Genomic DNA, 17,631 nt, shown 5'->3' with positions numbered 1-17,631 from the left:
GGCGTCGTAAAGGGGAGATAAAGGGTGTCTCGCGTCACGGGTCTGTGACTGGAAAGCGACGGGGCTGGATGCCGAAGCGCTTGTCGCGATATGGATGGACTCATGAGCGATAACGGGGGAGTCCCATACGGGGCCGATGAGCCAACGAGTTTCGGTCTGCAACCGCCGCGTCCGGGTGTGCCGTACCCGGGCAACCCGTACGCCACGCCGACCCGGATCGTCCCGGAGCAGCAGGCGCGGGAGGTGGAGCAGACCCGGCAGGTCGAGCAGGCGCGGCAAGGGCATCACGCGGAGCGGGCGCACCACGCCGAGGCGGGGCACCAGGCTGAGGCGGGGCGCCAGGCTGAGCAGCCGAAGCCGGAACCGGGTGTGGGGCGTCTCATCGCGGGTCGTTACCGCCTCCTCGCCAAGCTCGGTCACGGCGGCATGGGCACCGTCTGGCGGGCCAAGGACGAGACGGTGGACCGTGAGGTCGCCGTCAAGGAGCCCCGGGTTCCGGACCATCTTCCCGAGCGCGAACGTGCCAACGCGTACGAGCGGATGCGCCGGGAGGCACGCGCGGCGGCGCGGCTTGACCATCCGTCGGTGGTGAGCGTCCATGATGTCGCGGTTGTGGACGGACAGCCCTGGATCGTCATGGAGCTGGTGCGGGGGCGTTCGCTCGGCGACGCTCTTCAGGAGGGCACGCTCGGTGTCCGCGAGGCGGCGCGGGTCGGCCTCGAGGTTCTCGGCGCACTGGAGGCCGCCCATGCGGCGGGCATCCTGCACCGGGACGTGAAGCCGGACAACGTCCTGCTCGGCCGCCACGACCGGGTCGTCCTCACCGACTTCGGCATCGCCCAGATCGAGGGCGAGACCAACCTGACGGACACCGGCGGTTTCGTCGGATCGCCCGAATACATCGCTCCGGAGCGGGTGTTGGGGCAGCGCCCGGGCCCGGCGAGTGATCTCTGGTCCCTCGGTGTCGTGCTGTACGCGGCCACGGAGGGCGTCTCGCCCTTCCGTCGCAGCAACACCCCGGCGACGCTTCAGTCCGTCCTCAACTCCACTCCCGCGGCGCCCGCTTCGGCAGGTGGCCCGCTCGCCGAGGCGATCAACGGCCTGCTCGACAAGGAGCCCTCGCGCCGCCCGGACGCGGCCCGGGTCCGCCATCTCCTGGAGGAGGCCGTGCGGCCGCCCGCTCCGGCGCCGACCCAGGTCGTACGGATCGCCGGACCGGCGGAAGGCAAGGGGATCCGGGTCGGCCGCAAGACCCTGGTCGGCCTCGGCGCGGTGATCGTCGCCGCCGCGGTGGCCGCGTACCTGGTGGTCGCGGATCCCTTCGCGGGGTCCTTCCCGGACGGCTGGAAGAAGCGTGAACAGAAGGCGCTGGGAGCGACGTTGGCGGTGCCGGCGGACTACCAGGTGGGCAGGCCGGACGCCGACGACACGGACAAGAACTGGGTCACGTACTCCGACTTCAGCGGCAGCATCTGGATCGGGCTGAACCTCGCCAAGAAGTCCGAGGACACCAGCGGTCAGATCAGCGGGCGGGTCGCCGCCGAAATGTACGACGACGACACCGACTTCAAGGAGAGCGGCGCGTACGAGCTCAGCATGCCCGAGGGTCCGGCGACGACGCCGAAGGAGACCACCTACCGGGGCGAGCAGTCTGCCGAGAACACGGTGGTCTACAAGACCACCGACAGCCAGAACCCCCGCCCCCGCGAAGTGAAGATCTTCTACTACAGGACGCATGGGGGCGACATGTACAAGCTCACGATCAGCTATCCCGGCAAGGGTGACTTCACGGAACGCGGCCGGGAGGTCGCGAGGGCGGCGATCGCGAACCTGGACATCCACAAGCTGTGAGGGGCCCGGGGGAGCCCGAGCCGGCCAGGGATCCAACGGAGCCTGGCCGGCCGGGACTTCGACGGGGGCAGAGGCGCCGGGACTTCAGCTGAGCTTGGCGGCCTGGGCCTTCACGAGCTCGGCCGGGATCTCGTAGTCGGTGGTGCCCGCCCCCGGCTCGCCGGAGAATGCGGCCAGGCTTATCGAGTAGTACGTGGCGACGGTGCTGCCATGCCGTACGACCTCGCCCTTCACGACGGCCTCGGTGCCCTCGGCGTCGACGGTCACCGCGAACGCGACCGACTCGTCGCCGCTTCCCGAGGTCTTCCCGGCGGCGACCTTCGTGAACTTCTGGGTGTCGCCGCCCGCCGTAGCCGTGAACCCGCCGGCGCAGCCCTCGACCGCGTCGGAGACGGAGGCAAGGGTCTCCTGGGCGCCCTCACCCTCGTACGAGGAGAGCGAGACGATCGTCATGGTGCTGCCGAGGGCGTCGGTGAGCGCGTCCGAGGCGTCCTGGAGCTCCTCTTCCGTGAGGTCTTCCAGGCTCTTCGTGGAGGACGCGCTGGGCTCGACCTCCGAGGGGGTGGGCAGAACCTGGCGGTTGACGTACGCGGTCGAGTCGCCGGGCGCGAAACCGGTGAGGACGTACGAGATCGGCGCGCACTTCTCGTCGACGACCTTGATCTCCTCCTTTGAGGAGGCGAACGCGTCGGACTCCGTGGCCGAGGTGACGTCGTAACCGTCCACGTCACCCGTGGCGAGGATCAGCTTCTCCAACTCCACGCCGCTCAGCGTCTTCGCCGCAGCCGTCGTCTCCTTCGCGTCCGCGGTCTTGTCACCGTCCGCGGAGTCCGACCCGCCGTCGGAGCAGCCGGTGGCCAGGGCGAGCGAAAGCACGGACACGGCCGCTGCGACGCCGGTACGGGGCAGCGCGAATCTCTTCATTCGAGGGTGTTCCTTAAATGTGTAACGGATGTGTTTGAAGTGACGCTAGGGGCGAAAGCCGAACTCTGTGGCCTGAGTCAAGGAATCGTCAAGTGACCAATGCCGCCCTGCCGTCCAGCGGCGGCACGGCCGTATAGGCTCGCGGCTTCCGTCGGGCGATCGTCGGACGATGTCCGCTCTTAATCCGTCTGTGATCGTCACGCCCACAACGCCCTGATCAGCGCATTCGTTGCCAGCGATCACTGGCGTCATGTGAGCGCTCGGTGAAAGCGCGTTACTCACGGGTACCCAAAGGGCTCGGGCAGGCATACTCTGCCGCTCATGACGGACTCGCAGGCCGCGGAGCAGGCCATGAACACCACCGGCACCGACGAAGCGGCCGGGACGGGTACGGCAGGCGCTGCCACCAAGGTCGCCACCAAGGTCGGCACCAACCCCCTCGCCCCCGCCCCCGCGGGCGCCCGCACCGCCGCCGATGTCGTCACGCCGGAGCTGATTGCGCAGCTCACGAAGGGTGTCGTCGGATCCGGCCGGACCGCGAATCACACCCCGTTCACGGGTGAGAAGCTGGCCGATCTGCCCGAGTCCACCCCCGAGGACGTGGCGACCGCCTTCGAGCGGGCCCGCGTCGCGCAGGTCGCGTGGGGCGCCACCCCCGTACGGCAGCGCGCCGCCGTGCTGCTCCGCTTCCATGATCTCGTGCTCGCCCGCCAGGCCGAGGTCCTCGACCTGATCCAGCTGGAGACGGGCAAGGCCCGGCTGCACGCGCACGAGGAAGTCCAGGCCGTGGTCGTGGCCGCGCGGCACTACGGACGCAAGGCCCCCTCCTACCTCCGGCCCAGGGGACACACCGGCGCCGTCCCGACCCTCACCAAAGTCACCGAACTGCGCCACCCGCGCGGAGTCGTCGGCCAGATCGCGCCCTGGAACTACCCCCTGGAGCTGTCCGTCGGCGACGCGCTCCCCGCCTTCGTCGCGGGCAACGCCGTCGTCATGAAGCCCGACACCGAGACCTGCCTCACCGCCCTCTGGGCGCGCGACCTGCTCGTCGAGGCCGGGCTGCCCGCCGAGGTGTTCCAGGTCGTCATCGGCGACGGACCGGTCGTCGGGCCCGAGATCGTCAGGCACGCCGACTACGTCTCCTTCACCGGCTCCACCCGGACCGGGCGCGAGGTCGCACAGGGCGCCGCCGCCCGTCTCATCGGCGTCTCGCTCGAACTCGGCGGCAAGAACGCCATGGTGGTACTGGAAGACGCGGACATCGACAAGGCCGCCGCCGGCGCCGTGCGCGCCTGCTTCTCCTCCGCCGGTCAACTCTGCATCTCCATCGAGCGGTTGTACGTCCATGAGGCCATCGCCGACGCGTTCGCGCAGCGGTTCACGGCACGCACCAAGGCGATGCGGCTCGGCACGTCCCTCGCGTACGGCGCCGACATGGGCTCGCTGGTCGGCGAGCGCCAGCTCGAAACCGTGACCCGGCATGTGGACGAGGCCGTCGCCAAGGGGGCGAAGGTGCTGGCCGGCGGTGTCGCCCGCCCCGACATCGGGCCCTACTTCTACGAGCCCACCGTCCTCGACGGCGTCGAGGCGCCCATGGCCGTCTGCGCCGAGGAGACCTTCGGACCCGTCGTCTCCCTCTACCGCTTCAAGACCGAGGACGAGGTCGTCGAACTCGCCAACTCCACGTCGTACGGCCTCAATTCGTCCGTCTGGACCAAGGACGGACGGCGTGGTCGCGCGGTCGCGGCCCGGCTGCGCACCGGAACCGTCAACGTCAACGAGGGGTACGCGCCCGCGTACGGCAGCGTCCAGTCGCCCATGGGCGGCATGAAGGACTCCGGCCTCGGCCGCCGCCACGGCTCCGAGGGCATCCTCAAGTACACCGAGGCGCAGACCGTCGCCCACCAGCGGCTGCTGCCGATGGCGCCGTCACTGGGCATGGACGACGAGAAGTACGCGGCGTTCATGAGCCGGAGCCTCAGGGTCATGAAGGCGCTGCGCCTACGGTAGGCGCCGCCCCCAACTACCGGTTCTCAAAGGTTCTCAACGAGGAGAGCGGCACGTGTCACAGGAGAACTCTGCCCAGAATCCTGCTCACCAGCAGGAAGAGTCCGCGCAGGACAACGTCGACGAGTCCGCGTACGACTACGACGTCATCGTCGTCGGCTCCGGCTTCGGCGGGTCGGTCACGGCGCTGCGGCTCACCGAGAAGGGCTACCGCGTAGGCGTGTTGGAGGCGGGCCGCCGTTTCACCCGGGACTCGCTGCCCAAGAACTCCTGGGACCTCAAGAACTACCTGTGGGCACCCAGGCTCGGCATGTACGGCATCCAGCGCATCCATCTCCTGGGCAACGTCATGGTGTTGGCCGGGGCCGGCGTCGGCGGCGGCTCCCTGAACTACGCCAACACCCTCTACGTACCGCCGAAGCCGTTCTTCGAGGACCCGCAGTGGGCGGACATCACCGATTGGGAAGGGGAGTTGCAGCCGTACTACGACCAGGCCCGGCGGATGCTCGGCGTGCGGCTCAACCCGACCATGACCCCGTCCGACGTGCATCTCAAGGCGGCGGCCCAGCGGATGGGCGTCGGCGACACCTTCCACATGGCGCCGGTCGGCGTCTTCTTCGGTGACGGGCAGGACGCGGAGGGGACGGCGAAGGCCAAGCCCGGCGGCGTGGTGGACGACCCCTACTTCGGGGGTGCCGGACCCGCCCGCAAGGCCTGCGTCGAGTGCGGCGAGTGCATGACCGGGTGCCGGCACGGCGCGAAGAACACCCTCAACGAGAACTATCTCCACCTCGCCGAGAAGGCGGGTGCCGTCGTCCACCCCATGACGACGGTCGTGTCCGTCACCGACGACTCGCAGGGCGGGTACGCCGTCAACACCCTGCCCACGGACGAGAGGCGCCAGGGCGACGGGCGGACCTACAGGGCCCGCCGGGTCGTGGTCGCCGCCGGTACCTACGGCACGCAGACCCTGCTGCACCGCATGAAGTCGGGCGGCCAACTGCCGTACATCTCCGCCAGGCTGGGCGAGCTGACCCGCACCAACTCCGAGGCGCTGGTGGGCGCGCAGACGATCGACCGCCGGTACCGCAAGGCGCACGGCACGCCCAAGGCGGACTTCACCCAGGGCGTCGCGATCACCTCCTCGATCCACCCCGACGAGAACACCCACATCGAGCCCGTCCGCTACGGCAAGGGCTCGAACGCGATGGGCGGCATGTCCATCCTCCAAGTCCCCTACGCCGAGGGCTCCTCACTGTTCCTGAAGTGGCTGGCCAACGCCGCGAAGCACCCCGTCCTCGTGCTCCGCTCACTCTCCAACCGCCGCTGGTCCGAGCGGACCATCATCGGGCTGGTGATGCAGTCGGTGGACAACTCCCTGACCACGCACCTGAAGCCGAAGGGCGCGGGCAAGGGTCTGCTGACGGCCCGTCAGGGGCACGGCGCTCCCAACCCCCGCCAGATCAGGGCGGCTTCGGAGGGCGCGTCCGCGATCGCCGCCGAGATCAACGGATTCGCCGGCAGCAACGTGGGCGAGCTGATGGGTACACCGCTCACCGCGCACTTCCTGGGCGGCTGCCCGATCGGCGACTCCCCGGCCTCGGGGGTCATCGACCCGTACCACCGGCTGTACGGCCACCCCGGCATCTCCGTCGTCGACGGCGCCGCGGTCTCCGCGAACCTCGGCGTCAACCCGTCCCTCACCATCACCGCCCAGGCCGAGCGCGCGATGTCGTACTGGCCCAACAAGGGCGAGGCCGACCCGCGTCCGGCGCAGGGAGCGGCCTACGAGCGTCTCAAGGCGGTCGCGCCGCTGAGTCCCGCGGTCCCGGCGGACGCGTTCGGTGCGCTGCGGCTGCCGTTCCTGGGGATACCGACGGTGCCGCCGAAGCCGTAACCCCTGCCGGTGACAGAAAGAAGGACCTGCACCCCCCTCCGAGCGCAGGTCCTTCGTTCCGCTGTGGCTCGTGGGCCGAGCCGCCGCGTTACGCGGTCGCGTCACCCGACCTGCGGCGACGGACGACGTACACCGCGCCCGCGCCGGCCACGACGGCGGCGCCGCCGGTGAGGCCGAGCAGCGGCAGCGCGGACGGGGAACCGGTCTCGGCGAGCGAGCCGGAGGCGTCCACCGTCCTGGCGTCGCTGATCTCCTTCGCACCGCCGGTCTGCGGCCTGGCGTCCGACGGGTCGCCCGCGTCGGAGCCGGCGGCCAGGATGTCGAAGAAGTAGATCCAGCCGTTCGGGTCGTCGGCGACCCAGCAGCCCTCGTCGTCCGAGTACTGCGCGAAGCCGCCGGTCACCCCTATGGAGTCCGGGACCTCGCCGCTGACGCTCAGGCGCAGTTCGTACGAGGTCGACCGGCCGGCGCCGAGCGAGAACGGGGTGAAGGTGCCGCCCTCGCCCGCGGCGCCCGCGACCTCCCGCCAGGTGCCGGAGTCCTTGTCGAGGACCTGCACGCTGATCTCTCCGGAGTAGTCCTCCGCGTCCCAGCCGATAGCCGCGACGCCGATCAGCGGGGCGATCTTCGTGATGGTGTCGTCGCCGTGGTTGGAGACGTCGAACGAGAACTCCGTCCAGCCGCTGCCCGCGACGATCGTGTCGGGCAGCCCCGACAGACCGCTGGTCAGGTCGTCGCTGATCTCGGTGAGGTCGTTGCCGTCCTCGTCGACGCAGAGGTCGGGCTCGTCGCCCTCCGGCGGGGTGCTCTGTGTGGGCGTCGGCGTGCCGGCCGGGCTGCTGTCGCCGGCCGCCGGGGTGCTGCTCCGGTCCCCGGCCGGGGTGCTCCGGTCGTCCGCGGGGGTGCTCTGGTCCGCGGCGGGAGTCGTGTCCTCGGCCGCGGGGGTGCTGCCGTCCGCGACGGGCGTCGTGTCCTCAGCCGCCGGAGTGGTGTCCTCGGTCGCCGGGCTGCTCTCCGTCGTGGCCGGCGGAGTGGTGTCCGCGAACGCGACGGGCGCCGACAGCAGCGCCAGTGGGGAGAGTGCCGCCGTTGCGGCCGCAACGGCCATGGCACGACGAAGCTTCATGAGGACCTCGGAAAATCTGGCGCACCACGCGAACGCGGTGCTCAAGCGGGGTGACCGGCACGCCGGGGCGTGAACGCGGCCGTTGTTTCAGCAGGTGTGACACGAGAAACCCGCGAATGGTTGTGCCCGCCTTCACGAAATCTTTATGTGGCCTGAATCACAACGCTGAGCGTCGAGAGGGCATGCGAAGGGCCCCGCGGGACGGAATCCGCGGGGCCCTTCGGCGTCAGCACCGACGTCAGGGCAGCGCCGGTGCCGGGGAGCGGCGCCGGAGGGGGGGGTGCGCCGCTGGTCTCTGGTCCGCCAGGCGGCGCCCCGGCGCACTGGAGGCGCGCACGTGGTGTCGACCATTGGCGGTACTGAAGGAATTCTGTTGCCCGGTGGGGGACTTGGGCTGTTCTCGCATCGTGCGGGAGACGCGACGGCCTCCGCAACCGTCACGACATCCCTGAACAGATTCCGCCGGTCGGCCCCGGGCGTCCCCGGAGCCGGCCGTTCTCTTGGGTGACCGGGCTGCTGTCCCCTGCCGTCCGGTCACAACCCTGGAGCGAGGTCCCACGACGCACGGCACGATCCGTACGTCTCATCGCCCCAGCCGAGCCACGCGTGGTTCTTCGGGCCCGCCCCTGGCTGAGACGGACACCGGGACCAACGAAGGCCGCGCGGAGACGGTCACGCGCCGTACGGGTGAGAGGGCATGGGCACGTGCGTACGGCGTCGTACGTCACTCAGACACGCCCCCGGCACAGCTCCAGCAACGTCATCGCCAGCGACGTGCCCGGCTTGCCCAGGGCCTCCCGGTAGTGGCCGAGGATCTCCATCTCGCGGGAGAGATTCACCCGGCGGCCTCCGGAGGAGAGACGGGCCTCCTGGATCACCGCCGAGACGGCCATCCGTTCCTGGACGAGACCGATGATCCGGTCGTCCAGGGCGTCGATGCGCTCGCGGGCGCCGGTGATCGTGCCCGCGGCCTCGTCCGTGCGGGCACCGGTCCTGTCGAGTGTGTCGGCCGCGTCGGCCATGGTGGGGCTCCTCTGTGATGACGGGATGCCCCGGAGCGACTGGGTCCGGAAACGGCAGGCGCCCCGGGCCTTGTCGGCCCGGGGCGCCTGGTAAGTCGCTTGTCAGTTGCTCAAGCAGCACGACCATGGCAGCCGGTGGGCCGGTTGCCATAGGTAAAGACGAAGTTCGTCGGGTGCGTGAGCATGGCAGCAGTATGCAGGGGCGGCCTGTCCTGGCCAAGACGGTTCGGATGGTGAGACGGGGGAGCGCGTCCCCGTCTCCTCGGCCGGGGCGGGTTCCCCGGCCGAGGGGCGAGGAAACCGCCCCAGCAACCCCCCACCCGCACCCCCGGTAGACTCAGCCACACACACCCTTTGCTCACCGCCGGAAGGCAAACCGTGCCAGAAGTGTCCCCCGCCGCCCCCGACACCGTCCTGGTCGTCGACTTCGGTGCGCAGTACGCCCAGCTCATCGCCCGCCGCGTCCGCGAGGCCCGGGTCTACAGCGAGATCGTGCCGAGCACCATGCCCGTGGAGGAGATGCTCGCCAAGAAGCCGGCGGCGATCATCCTCTCCGGCGGCCCGTCGTCGGTGTACGCGGAGAACGCGCCCCGCCTCGACCGCGCGCTGTTCGAGGCGGGCGTCCCCGTCTTCGGCATGTGCTACGGCTTCCAGCTGATGGCGACGGCACTCGGCGGCACGGTCGACAACACCGGCGCCCGCGAGTACGGCCGTACGCCGCTGCACGTCTCGCTGTCCGGCTCCACCCTCTTCGAGGGCACCCCGGACGAGCAGTCGGTGTGGATGTCGCACGGCGACGCCTGCTCCGCCGCCCCCGAGGGCTTCACCGTGACCGCCTCCACCGAGGTCGTCCCGGTCGCGGCCTTCGAGAACGACGAGAAGAAGCTGTACGGGGTCCAGTACCACCCCGAGGTCATGCACACCACGCACGGTCAGCAGGTACTCGAACACTTCCTGTACCGGGGCGCGGGCCTCACCCCGTCCTGGACCACGGGCAACGTCATCGACGAGCAGGTCGCCCTCATCCGCGAGCAGGTCGGCGGCAAGCGCGCCATCTGCGGGCTGTCGGGCGGCGTGGACTCCGCCGTCGCCGCCGCCCTCGTCGCCAAGGCCATCGGCTCCCAGCTGACCTGCGTGTACGTCGACCACGGCCTGATGCGCAAGGGCGAGAGCGAGCAGGTCGAGAAGGACTTCGTGGCCGCGACCGGCGTACAGCTGAAGGTCGTGGACGCGGAGGAGCGCTTCCTCGCCGCGCTCGCCGGGGTGTCCGACCCCGAGGAGAAGCGGAAGATCATCGGACGCGAGTTCATCCGCGTCTTCGAGCGGGCGCAGGCCGAGATCGTCGCCGAGGCCGCGGCCGGCGAGGACGTCGCCTTCCTCGTGCAGGGCACGCTCTACCCGGACGTGGTCGAGTCCGGTGGCGGTACGGGCACGGCCAACATCAAGTCCCACCACAACGTCGGCGGCCTCCCCGAGGACCTCGAGTTCGAGCTCGTCGAGCCGCTGCGCAAGCTGTTCAAGGACGAGGTCCGGATGGTCGGCCAGCAGCTCGGCCTGCCGGACGAGATCGTCCAGCGCCAGCCCTTCCCGGGCCCCGGCCTCGGCATCCGCATCGTGGGCGAGGTGACCAAGGAGCGGCTCGACCTGCTGCGCGAGGCCGACGCCATCGCCCGCGAGGAGCTCACGGCCGCCGGCCTCGACCGTGACATCTGGCAGTGCCCGGTCGTGCTGCTCGCGGACGTCCGGTCCGTCGGAGTCCAGGGCGACGGCCGCACGTACGGCCACCCGATCGTGCTGCGCCCCGTCTCCTCCGAGGACGCCATGACCGCCGACTGGTCGCGGCTGCCGTACGACGTCCTCGCGAAGATCTCCACCCGCATCACGAACGAGGTCGCGGACGTCAACCGCGTGGTCCTCGACGTGACCTCGAAGCCGCCGGGCACCATCGAGTGGGAGTAGCCCCACGGGCCTTGAAGGTCACGTCCGCCTGAGAGCGCGCACCGGCTCTCCGGGCTTCCAGATCTCGACGACCAGATACGTGTCGTCCTCGACGTGGGTCCGTACGACCTCCGTCAGCTCGGTGCGGAAGAGGTGGAACGGCTGCGGCGGTTCCACCTCTTCCACGTACGCGGCCTTCGCCGCCGAGTCACCGGCCTCGTACGCCCGCCCGCTGATCCGGACATCGCCGCCCGCCATGGTGGTTCCGGGTCCCGGGTTCGCCTGGAGCGCGAAGCGCGGGTCGCGGCGCAGGTCGAGCGCCTTGAGCGAGTCCGGCATCATGCCGAGCCACAATTCGCCGTGCAGGAAACGGACTTCGAGTCCGGAGGTGCGCGGGGAACCGTCCCTGCGGAGGGTCGCCAGGGTGTGGTGCGTGAAGGCCGTGAAACGTTCCTCGACGGTGGCCGCCAGGTCCGGTTCCGCGGCGCCGAATGCCGCCCAGTTCGTCGTGGAGCCGGTCGCGCCGGTCGCGCCCGTCGTGTTCGCCTTGTTCGTGCGAGTCATGCGTCGAGTCTCGCGCGGATACCAGACATCTTCTGTCCGGTATCCGGGTGCTCTCGGCGACCGAAGGCCCCCGGCTCGTAACGGTTACGCACTCTCTTCACGGAACGGCCCTGTTCTCCTGGGCTGACCGAGGGTAACTTCCGCTCCGTACCGGACCCGCCCCTGCTGGAGGACAAATGCACGGGCCCACCCCGCCCCCACCCCTGCCTCTGCCCACCGACCGGCTGCGGTTCGCCATGCCGCCGATGCACGAGTCGATGGACGACGAGCGACGGCACCGCAAGGAGCGGCTGGCCGGGGCGCTGCGGATCTTCGGAAGGCTCGGATTCGAGGACGGGGTCTCCGGCCACATCACCGCGCGCGACCCGGAGTACAGCAACTGCTTCTGGGTGAACCCGTTCGGGATGCCGTTCAAGCACGTCACCGTCAGCGACCTCGTCATGGCCAACCAGGACGGGCAGGTCATCGACGGCAACTACCACGTGAACCAGGCGGCCTTCACCGTGCACGCCCAGGTGCACGCCGCCCGCCCCGACGTCGTCGCCGTCGCCCACTGCCACTCCGTGCACGGACGCGCCCTGTCCGCCCTCGGCGACCTGCTCGACCCGATCACCCAGGAAAGCTGCGCCTTCTACGAGGACCACGCGCTGTACGACACCTACACCGGCGTCGCCGTGGACGCCGAGGAGGGCCGCCGGATCGCCTCCGCGCTCGGCACCGGCAAGGCGCTCGTGCTGCGCAACCACGGGCTGCTGACCGTCGGGGACTCGGTGGACGCGGCGGCCTGGTGGTTCGTGTCCATGGAACGGTCGAGCCAGGTGCAGCTCACCGCGCGCGCCGCCGGCCGGCCCATCCTCATCGACCACAAACAGGCGGTCGCCACCCGGGAGCAGCTCGGCGGCGATCTGGTGGCGTGGTTCAACTACCAGCCGTTGTGGCAGGACATCAGCCGGAGTGAGCCCGATCTGTTGTCCTAGAAAATCCCCGGGTGGACGTGTGTGTGGACGTGTGCGTGGACGTGTGCGTGGGCGATCGGGTGGGAGATCGTCGGGGATCCCTCGGCGGTCAGAAGCCGCGGAGTACGGCCGCCTTCGTCGTCGCGAACTCCTCGTCCGTGAGCACGCCGTCCCGGTGCAGCTCGCCCAACTCCCGCAGGCGGCGCAGGAGTACGTCGTGATGGTCGGCCCGCGGCGGTACGGCGGACGTGGCCTGGGCGCGGTTCACGTACTCGCCCGTCCGAGTGGACGGGTGCGGCAGACGTGCCGTCACGGCGGTGGCGACGAGCGCCGTGAGGAGGTCCCGGCGCGTGCTGCCCCACAGATCGAGGGCGTACGGGTCCTTCTCGGGCGGCAGCTTGGAGAAGACCGCCTCGCCGGTCACGAAGCGCAGAAAGCCGTCCTCGTAACCGGAGTTGGGCAGCCACTCGACCTGTACGAGATCACTCACCGCGATGATCCGCGGCCCCGTCGCCCGTTTGACCCGGTCCGAGGTGTCCGCCCAGTCGATCCGCACCCGCGCGCCGTCGAACGACACCGTGCCGTCGCTGGAGCGGACCGAGACGGGAACCGGCGGGCCCGCGAGCAGATAGGCCTTCGTCGGCTCCTGGGGAACCTGGTCGAGGAGCAGCGCGCGGCGGATCTCCTCGGCGACGTACTCCGCCACCCCGGACTGGTCGACGTCCACCGTCAGCCGGTAGGGATCGGCCGGGCCGGGCAGCCTGCCACCGGTCGCCTGGAGGAGCGGGTCGGCGCCCTCGCGCAGACTCAGCCGCAGCCGGCCCCGCTTGCGTTCGGGTTCGTGGACGACGCCGGACACCGCCTCCAGCGGGACGGCGATCTCCCCGTACGTCTGCCGGAAGAGCGGCACGGAGCGGTGCGGTCCCGGTGTGATCCTGACCGTGCTGCCGTCGAAGGCCCAGGTCCCGTCGCGCTGGATGATCTCGGCCATACGTGAATTCTCGCAGCCGGGTCAACACGGGCGCCGCGGCTTCACCCGCGCTGACCAGACCTGCCGAATGCGGGCCGTGTTCCGTACGGCACAATTCGCTGTCATCGCGACGTAGTAGTAAGGCAGTTGTACGGCAGTCAGGCGTACGGATGGTCTGGCCGCACGGGAGTTCTTGGCGCGGGGAAGGCGGCAGCGGACGTGGCGGTGCAGGAGGCGAGACACGGCTCGGAGCGTGGTGCGGGGGGTGGCGTGGGGCGCGGTGACGGGCTCGGCGCCGGGCCGGGCTTCGGGCAGGGCGTCCACGGGGGCGGGTGCACCTGCGGGGACTGTCCGCACGGGGCGCGCGAGGGGCATCGGCGCGCTGTCGCCGCGTTCCTCGCCAAGCGCGACGAGTTGGCGTCCGGGCACGGGCTGCCCGTCGCCGTCGCCCACTCGGCGTCCGCGTCCCGGCAGTGGGTCTCGGACGAGCTGACCCAGTCCGCGGACGTCGTCGCCGAGCGCGGACGCGTCGACGGTGAGGCGTGGCTGGGGCGGCTGTGGGGGCGTACGGCCTTCGTGGTGTGGGGAGTTGTCGTCGCGCTGCTCCTCGTGCAGGCGCTCACCGCGATCGGGGCGGGGTGGTCGGCCGCGCGGACGGCCGGGCTGCTTGCGGCGGTTGTGGTGGGCGGGGTGCTGACCGGGGCGGGGTATCTCCACCGGGCGCGGGGTGGCGCCCTCGCTCCCGTCATCGGCGAGGACAATCGTCTCTCCACCTCGCGTGTGGTGGCCGCGGCTTGGGTTCTCCTCGTCGTGTACGCCGTCCTCGTGCTGGTCGGACAGTTGGCCGCCGCCTCCGCGCACGGGACGCGCGACGAGTTGATCGCCGGGCTCGAACTCGCCCGGGGTGCCGGTGTGGTGACCGTCGTCGCCGTGGTGTGCGGGATCGGTGTGCTCGTGCGGCGGGTGGTCGGGGTGCGGGTGCTCGGGCAGCGGCTGCAGAAGGTGCGGGCGGATCGGCCGCGGGCGGCGGATCTTCTCACCGACGACTCCGGACGGGGGTCCTTCGCGGACATCCAGTACGTGGTGATCGGGGCGGTGGCTCTGGCGTTCGCCGCGGTGCGGCTGGCGCGGCGGCCCTCGCAGTTGCCGGATCTGCCGTGGGGGCTGGCGTTGTTGGTGCTGGTGTCCGCGGCGACCTATGTCGCCGGGAAGTACGCCGAGGGTGGGCGGCCGGTGATCCTCTCCGTGGTCCGCTCCCGTGAGGCGGGCGACCTCGACGCGCCGATCCGTACCGGGGACGACATCGAGATCCGGGGGGCCGGGTTCGTGCCGCCCGGCGCGGGGACCGCGGACCGGCTGTCGCGGATGGTGGTGCGGATCGGGCCGGTGCATGTCCATGTGCCGCTGGTTCCCGTGGCCGGGGGGTTCAGCAATCCCACGGATGCGGTGCTGATCGTGCCTGTGCCGGTGGATGTGGAGCCGGGGCGGGTGGAGGTGCAGGTGGTTACCGCCGCGGGGGTGGAGACGAACCGGTGCGTGATTGATGTGACGGACTGAGAGTTGCTGGGAGCCCGGCGGGCTGGCTGACGCCGGTGGGTGGGTCGGGGCCGGGGGCCGGTACATCCGCCCGTCGCCGCCGGATCAGACGCCGGGCAAGAGGGGACGGGTCCGGTGACGCGAACGTACGCGACGGGCATGTGATGTACCGGCCCCCGGCCCCTCCCGCCGGTGGGCATCGACCGGGCCGCGACTCCCGCACGCTTGCACTCCGGGCCAGGGCATCTCAGCCCGTCCGGCGTTTGAGGACGAGCCCTTCGGGCGTTCGGGGGTCTGGGGGCGGAGCCCTCAGGTATGGGTTGGGTAGGGGCGGAGGGGGCGAAAAGAGGTGGGGCCGGTATTCGTGCCGGGGGAGGTATGAAGGGTCTCGCCGCTGGAGGGGCGGAAAACGGGTGGCGGGGAGTTGAGCCGGAGAGCGCTCTCGTGCGTATGGTCTGTTGAGGGGTCAACGGAACGGGTGAGAGGCGGCTGAGAGCGATGACTCACGGTATTCGGACGGACACCCCTAGCCCCTATCTCGATGGGGAGCGGGACTGGCGGGACACCGCCACCCGGTACGCCCTGCTTCCCCTGCGGGTGTTCCTCGGCGTCACTTTCATCTACGCCGGGCTGGACAAACTCACCGACAGCGCGTTCATGTCGGACTCCGGCGCGGGCTCGATCGGCGACATGATGCGCACGATCCGGGACTCCTCCGCGATCCCGGCCCTCGTGGACCTGTCGCTGAAGAACCCGGTCGGCTTCGGATACGCCATCGCCTTCGGTGAACTCGCCGTCGGCATCGGCACCCTGATCGGCCTGCTGGCCCGCCTCGCCGCGTTCGGCGGCGCCCTCATCTCGCTCAGCCTGTGGCTGACCGTGAGCTGGGCCTCCGACCCGTACTACTACGGCAACGACCTGATCTACCTGATGGCCTGGCTGCCCCTGGTGCTGGCGGGCGCCTCGGTCTTCTCGCTGGACGCGGCGATGAGAGGGAGGCGCAGGCAACGGGCGGGCGGCTATCGCTAGACGCCGGCCCGCCTATCCCGCCTCGCTTCGCGCCGTGACCGGGTCCCGGCGCGCCCTGCGGCGTCTCCGTACGGTGTGGGTCAGTAGGGCCACGGTGCCCGCGAGGCAGAGGCCGACGACGACCAGGGGGATCACCGCGAACCACGGTGTCTCCCACAGGCCGCCCGCGTCCCCGGCGTAGATGACGCCCGCGAGGGTGAGGAAGAGGCCAGCGACCAGCTTTCCCGGCTGGAACTCATGACGTTGCACGGGTTACCTCCGCCTGGCCCACGCCGACCTGGAGGTCGAGGTCGATGGTGCCGCCGGTCCTGTCGGTGGTCGTGGGTGAGAGTGTCACGCTCTGGTGCCTGCCCGGCTGCACGTCCAGGTCCTTCTGGTCGTCACCCGGCAACTGGATGTCGCCGACGCCCACATCGATGGTCAGAGTAACCGTCACGTCCCTCGGGACGATCACCTTGAGCTGGCCCGCGCCCACCTCCGCGTTCGTCGACACCGTCCGGCCCTCGGCGAGGTCGAGACGGCTCAGGTCCAGGGTGCCCACGCCCGTGCCGAGGTCGTACGAGTCCTGTACGTCGGCCACCGCGGCCGGCGCCCAGTCGGTGCGTACCCAGTGGGTGGTGATGTCCTTCGGCAGTGCGGCGGAGGCGGCGAGCAGGCCCGCCGTGATCACCGCGAGGAAGATCGCCCCCGCGCCCGTACGCCCCAGGAACGCGCTGACCGTGATGCCCAGGCCGAACACGATCAGCGCGCCGGCCAGGCCGGTCTGCAGGCTGGTGCCGAGTGTGTGCTCCTCCCAGGTCAGGCTGGTGCCGAGGCCGCCCGCCATGAGTGCGAACAGGAACACCCAGCCGCCGATCCAGCGGGGGCCGGACGGCTTCGGCTGCCGTGCCAGGCGTATGTCCGGGCGGCTTGTACCCCGGGCGATGTTGAGCGCGGCCGCCACGTCCCGGTCCCGGGCCTCGATTGGTCCCCACAGATAGCCGGTGCCGCCCACATGGGAGCCGTCCTTGATGATCGGGTCGCGCCACCAGGAGGGGTAGGAGGCGGGGACGGGCGGTGCCTGGGCCTCCGGCGGGGCGTCGGCGACGGCCTGGGCGGCGAGCGGGTCGGGGTCGGGGGTGCCGCGCTGCTGGGACCAGAACCCCGCGCCCGCCAGCAGCAGGGCGAGGACCACGGCGAAGGTCAGCACCCCGCCGTTGTTGAGCATCGAGAGGAACACTCCGCAGCCCACCAGGGCGAAGAGCACCGCTGTCAGCGCCTGGCCGTCCACGCGGCCGGTCAGGAGCTTGCGTACCTCGTTCTCCTCGTCCTCGTCGGACGGCACGAACAGCCAGGCGAAGCCGTAGAAGATGAGGCCGATGCCGCCGGTCGCGGCGAGCACCGCGAGCACGATCCGGAAGATCACCGGGTCCATGTCGCACTGCCGTCCCAGCCCGGCGCACACCCCGCCCAGCATCTTGTGGCGCCGGTCGCGACGGAACCTGCGGGGGGTGTCGAGTACGGTCGCCCCGGCCGCGAGCGGGCCGCTCTCGGCTGTGACCCGGCCCTCGTGCGCGCGCGGCTCCTCACCCGTGGGCGGTGGCACGGTGTCCCGCGGCCCGGGGCCCGGTGGCGGGGCGCCCGGGCCGCGGGCCGGGTCCGGCTCCGCCGCCGCGTGCTGGTGGTCTGTCATGTGTCCATGGTGACGGGCGGGGAGGCGTGGCGGCAGTCGGGATGACCCTGGCCGAACCCTGATTTCGGCCCTGAGGTGGTGGGGGGAAGTGTTCGAGCTGGGATTTCGTGCGGGATGGGGAGCGGGATTCCGAAGATCG

At 70.7% G+C, this 17,631-nt stretch carries 14 protein-coding genes; 7 read left to right on the top strand and 7 right to left on the bottom strand.

Annotation, left to right across the window (positions count from 1 at the left end):
- The first annotated feature begins 102 nt into the window (after window positions 1–102).
- Entirely contained in the window at window positions 103–1,851 is a 1,749-nt protein-coding gene (locus tag ACIBLC_RS27315; protein ID WP_399213853.1) for a serine/threonine-protein kinase, read from the top strand.
- A gap of 84 nt (window positions 1,852–1,935) precedes the next feature.
- Here ACIBLC_RS27315 and ACIBLC_RS27310 read toward each other — a convergent pair whose 3' ends face one another.
- The gene (locus ACIBLC_RS27310; RefSeq protein ID WP_399213851.1) at window positions 1,936–2,775 is read right to left on the bottom strand and encodes a hypothetical protein; all 840 of its coding nucleotides are present in this window, start codon (window positions 2,773–2,775) and stop codon (window positions 1,936–1,938) included.
- A 321-nt stretch (window positions 2,776–3,096) separates the two neighbouring features.
- Here ACIBLC_RS27310 and ACIBLC_RS27305 point away from each other — a divergent pair, with 321 nt between their 5' ends.
- A complete protein-coding gene (locus ACIBLC_RS27305; RefSeq protein WP_399213850.1) occupies window positions 3,097–4,785 on the top strand; it encodes a succinic semialdehyde dehydrogenase in 1,689 nt (562 codons plus the stop codon).
- A gap of 52 nt (window positions 4,786–4,837) precedes the next feature.
- Window positions 4,838–6,679, top strand: coding sequence for a GMC oxidoreductase (locus ACIBLC_RS27300; RefSeq protein WP_399213848.1), 1,842 nt, complete (start codon window positions 4,838–4,840; stop codon window positions 6,677–6,679).
- Window positions 6,680–6,767: 88 nt separating this feature from the next.
- On the opposite strand, the gene ACIBLC_RS27295 is transcribed toward ACIBLC_RS27300, so the two are convergent.
- Together ACIBLC_RS27295 and ACIBLC_RS27290 are read right to left on the bottom strand one after the other, a co-directional pair.
- Window positions 6,768–7,805, bottom strand: coding sequence for a hypothetical protein (locus tag ACIBLC_RS27295; protein ID WP_399213847.1), 1,038 nt, complete (start codon window positions 7,803–7,805; stop codon window positions 6,768–6,770).
- 728 nt (window positions 7,806–8,533) lie between these two features.
- Complete coding sequence (locus tag ACIBLC_RS27290) at window positions 8,534–8,827, bottom strand: chorismate mutase (protein WP_399213845.1); 294 nt, start codon at window positions 8,825–8,827, stop codon at window positions 8,534–8,536.
- A gap of 378 nt (window positions 8,828–9,205) precedes the next feature.
- Here ACIBLC_RS27290 and guaA point away from each other — a divergent pair, with 378 nt between their 5' ends.
- Window positions 9,206–10,786, top strand: coding sequence for a glutamine-hydrolyzing GMP synthase (gene guaA / locus ACIBLC_RS27285; protein ID WP_399213844.1), 1,581 nt, complete (start codon window positions 9,206–9,208; stop codon window positions 10,784–10,786).
- A gap of 18 nt (window positions 10,787–10,804) precedes the next feature.
- On the opposite strand, the gene ACIBLC_RS27280 is transcribed toward guaA, so the two are convergent.
- Complete coding sequence (locus ACIBLC_RS27280; protein ID WP_399213843.1) at window positions 10,805–11,329, bottom strand: pyridoxamine 5'-phosphate oxidase family protein; 525 nt, start codon at window positions 11,327–11,329, stop codon at window positions 10,805–10,807.
- Between the two features lie 176 nt (window positions 11,330–11,505).
- On the opposite strand from ACIBLC_RS27280, the gene ACIBLC_RS27275 reads away from it, so the two are divergent.
- Entirely contained in the window at window positions 11,506–12,306 is an 801-nt protein-coding gene (locus tag ACIBLC_RS27275; RefSeq protein WP_399213842.1) for a class II aldolase/adducin family protein, read from the top strand.
- Window positions 12,307–12,394: 88 nt separating this feature from the next.
- On the opposite strand, the gene ACIBLC_RS27270 is transcribed toward ACIBLC_RS27275, so the two are convergent.
- Complete coding sequence (locus ACIBLC_RS27270; protein WP_399213841.1) at window positions 12,395–13,276, bottom strand: DUF4429 domain-containing protein; 882 nt, start codon at window positions 13,274–13,276, stop codon at window positions 12,395–12,397.
- 249 nt (window positions 13,277–13,525) lie between these two features.
- Between ACIBLC_RS27270 and ACIBLC_RS27265 the strand changes: the two genes are divergently transcribed.
- Window positions 13,526–14,812, top strand: coding sequence for a hypothetical protein (locus ACIBLC_RS27265; RefSeq protein WP_399213840.1), 1,287 nt, complete (start codon window positions 13,526–13,528; stop codon window positions 14,810–14,812).
- A 477-nt stretch (window positions 14,813–15,289) separates the two neighbouring features.
- Window positions 15,290–15,820 (top strand): DoxX family protein, encoded by a 531-nt coding sequence (locus tag ACIBLC_RS27260; protein WP_399213839.1) that lies wholly within the window; start codon window positions 15,290–15,292, stop codon window positions 15,818–15,820.
- Window positions 15,821–15,832: 12 nt separating this feature from the next.
- Here the strand turns inward: ACIBLC_RS27260 and ACIBLC_RS27255 are convergent, their stop codons facing one another.
- Entirely contained in the window at window positions 15,833–16,069 is a 237-nt protein-coding gene (locus ACIBLC_RS27255; protein WP_399213838.1) for a hypothetical protein, read from the bottom strand.
- Complete coding sequence (locus tag ACIBLC_RS27250; protein WP_399213837.1) at window positions 16,056–17,492, bottom strand: PspC domain-containing protein; 1,437 nt, start codon at window positions 17,490–17,492, stop codon at window positions 16,056–16,058. The genes ACIBLC_RS27255 and ACIBLC_RS27250 overlap by 14 nt, the downstream gene beginning before the upstream one ends.
- Between the last annotated feature and the right edge of the window lie 139 nt (window positions 17,493–17,631).

Source organism: Streptomyces sp. NPDC050535 (genome assembly GCF_044457665.1).
Lineage (GTDB): Bacteria > Actinomycetota > Actinomycetes > Streptomycetales > Streptomycetaceae > Streptomyces.
The sequence above is the reverse complement of the archived record's forward strand: the minus strand, read 5'-3'. Positions and strand labels throughout refer to the sequence as shown.

Excerpts from the sequence above, each read along its gene's own strand:
- ACIBLC_RS27270 (WP_399213841.1), bottom strand. The coding sequence starts at position 13,276 with ATGGCCGAGATCATCCAGCGCGACGGGACCTGGGCCTTCGACGGCAGC.
- ACIBLC_RS27305 (WP_399213850.1), top strand. The coding sequence starts at position 3,097 with ATGACGGACTCGCAGGCCGCGGAGCAGGCCATGAACACCACCGGCACC.
- ACIBLC_RS27295 (WP_399213847.1), bottom strand. The coding sequence starts at position 7,805 with ATGAAGCTTCGTCGTGCCATGGCCGTTGCGGCCGCAACGGCGGCACTC.
- ACIBLC_RS27275 (WP_399213842.1), top strand. The coding sequence starts at position 11,506 with ATGCACGGGCCCACCCCGCCCCCACCCCTGCCTCTGCCCACCGACCGG.
- ACIBLC_RS27280 (WP_399213843.1), bottom strand. The coding sequence starts at position 11,329 with ATGACTCGCACGAACAAGGCGAACACGACGGGCGCGACCGGCGCGACC.
- ACIBLC_RS27260 (WP_399213839.1), top strand. The coding sequence starts at position 15,290 with ATGACTCACGGTATTCGGACGGACACCCCTAGCCCCTATCTCGATGGG.
- ACIBLC_RS27290 (WP_399213845.1), bottom strand. The coding sequence starts at position 8,827 with ATGGCCGACGCGGCCGACACACTCGACAGGACCGGTGCCCGCACGGAC.
- ACIBLC_RS27310 (WP_399213851.1), bottom strand. The coding sequence starts at position 2,775 with ATGAAGAGATTCGCGCTGCCCCGTACCGGCGTCGCAGCGGCCGTGTCC.
- ACIBLC_RS27315 (WP_399213853.1), top strand. The coding sequence starts at position 103 with ATGAGCGATAACGGGGGAGTCCCATACGGGGCCGATGAGCCAACGAGT.
- ACIBLC_RS27250 (WP_399213837.1), bottom strand. The coding sequence starts at position 17,492 with ATGACAGACCACCAGCACGCGGCGGCGGAGCCGGACCCGGCCCGCGGC.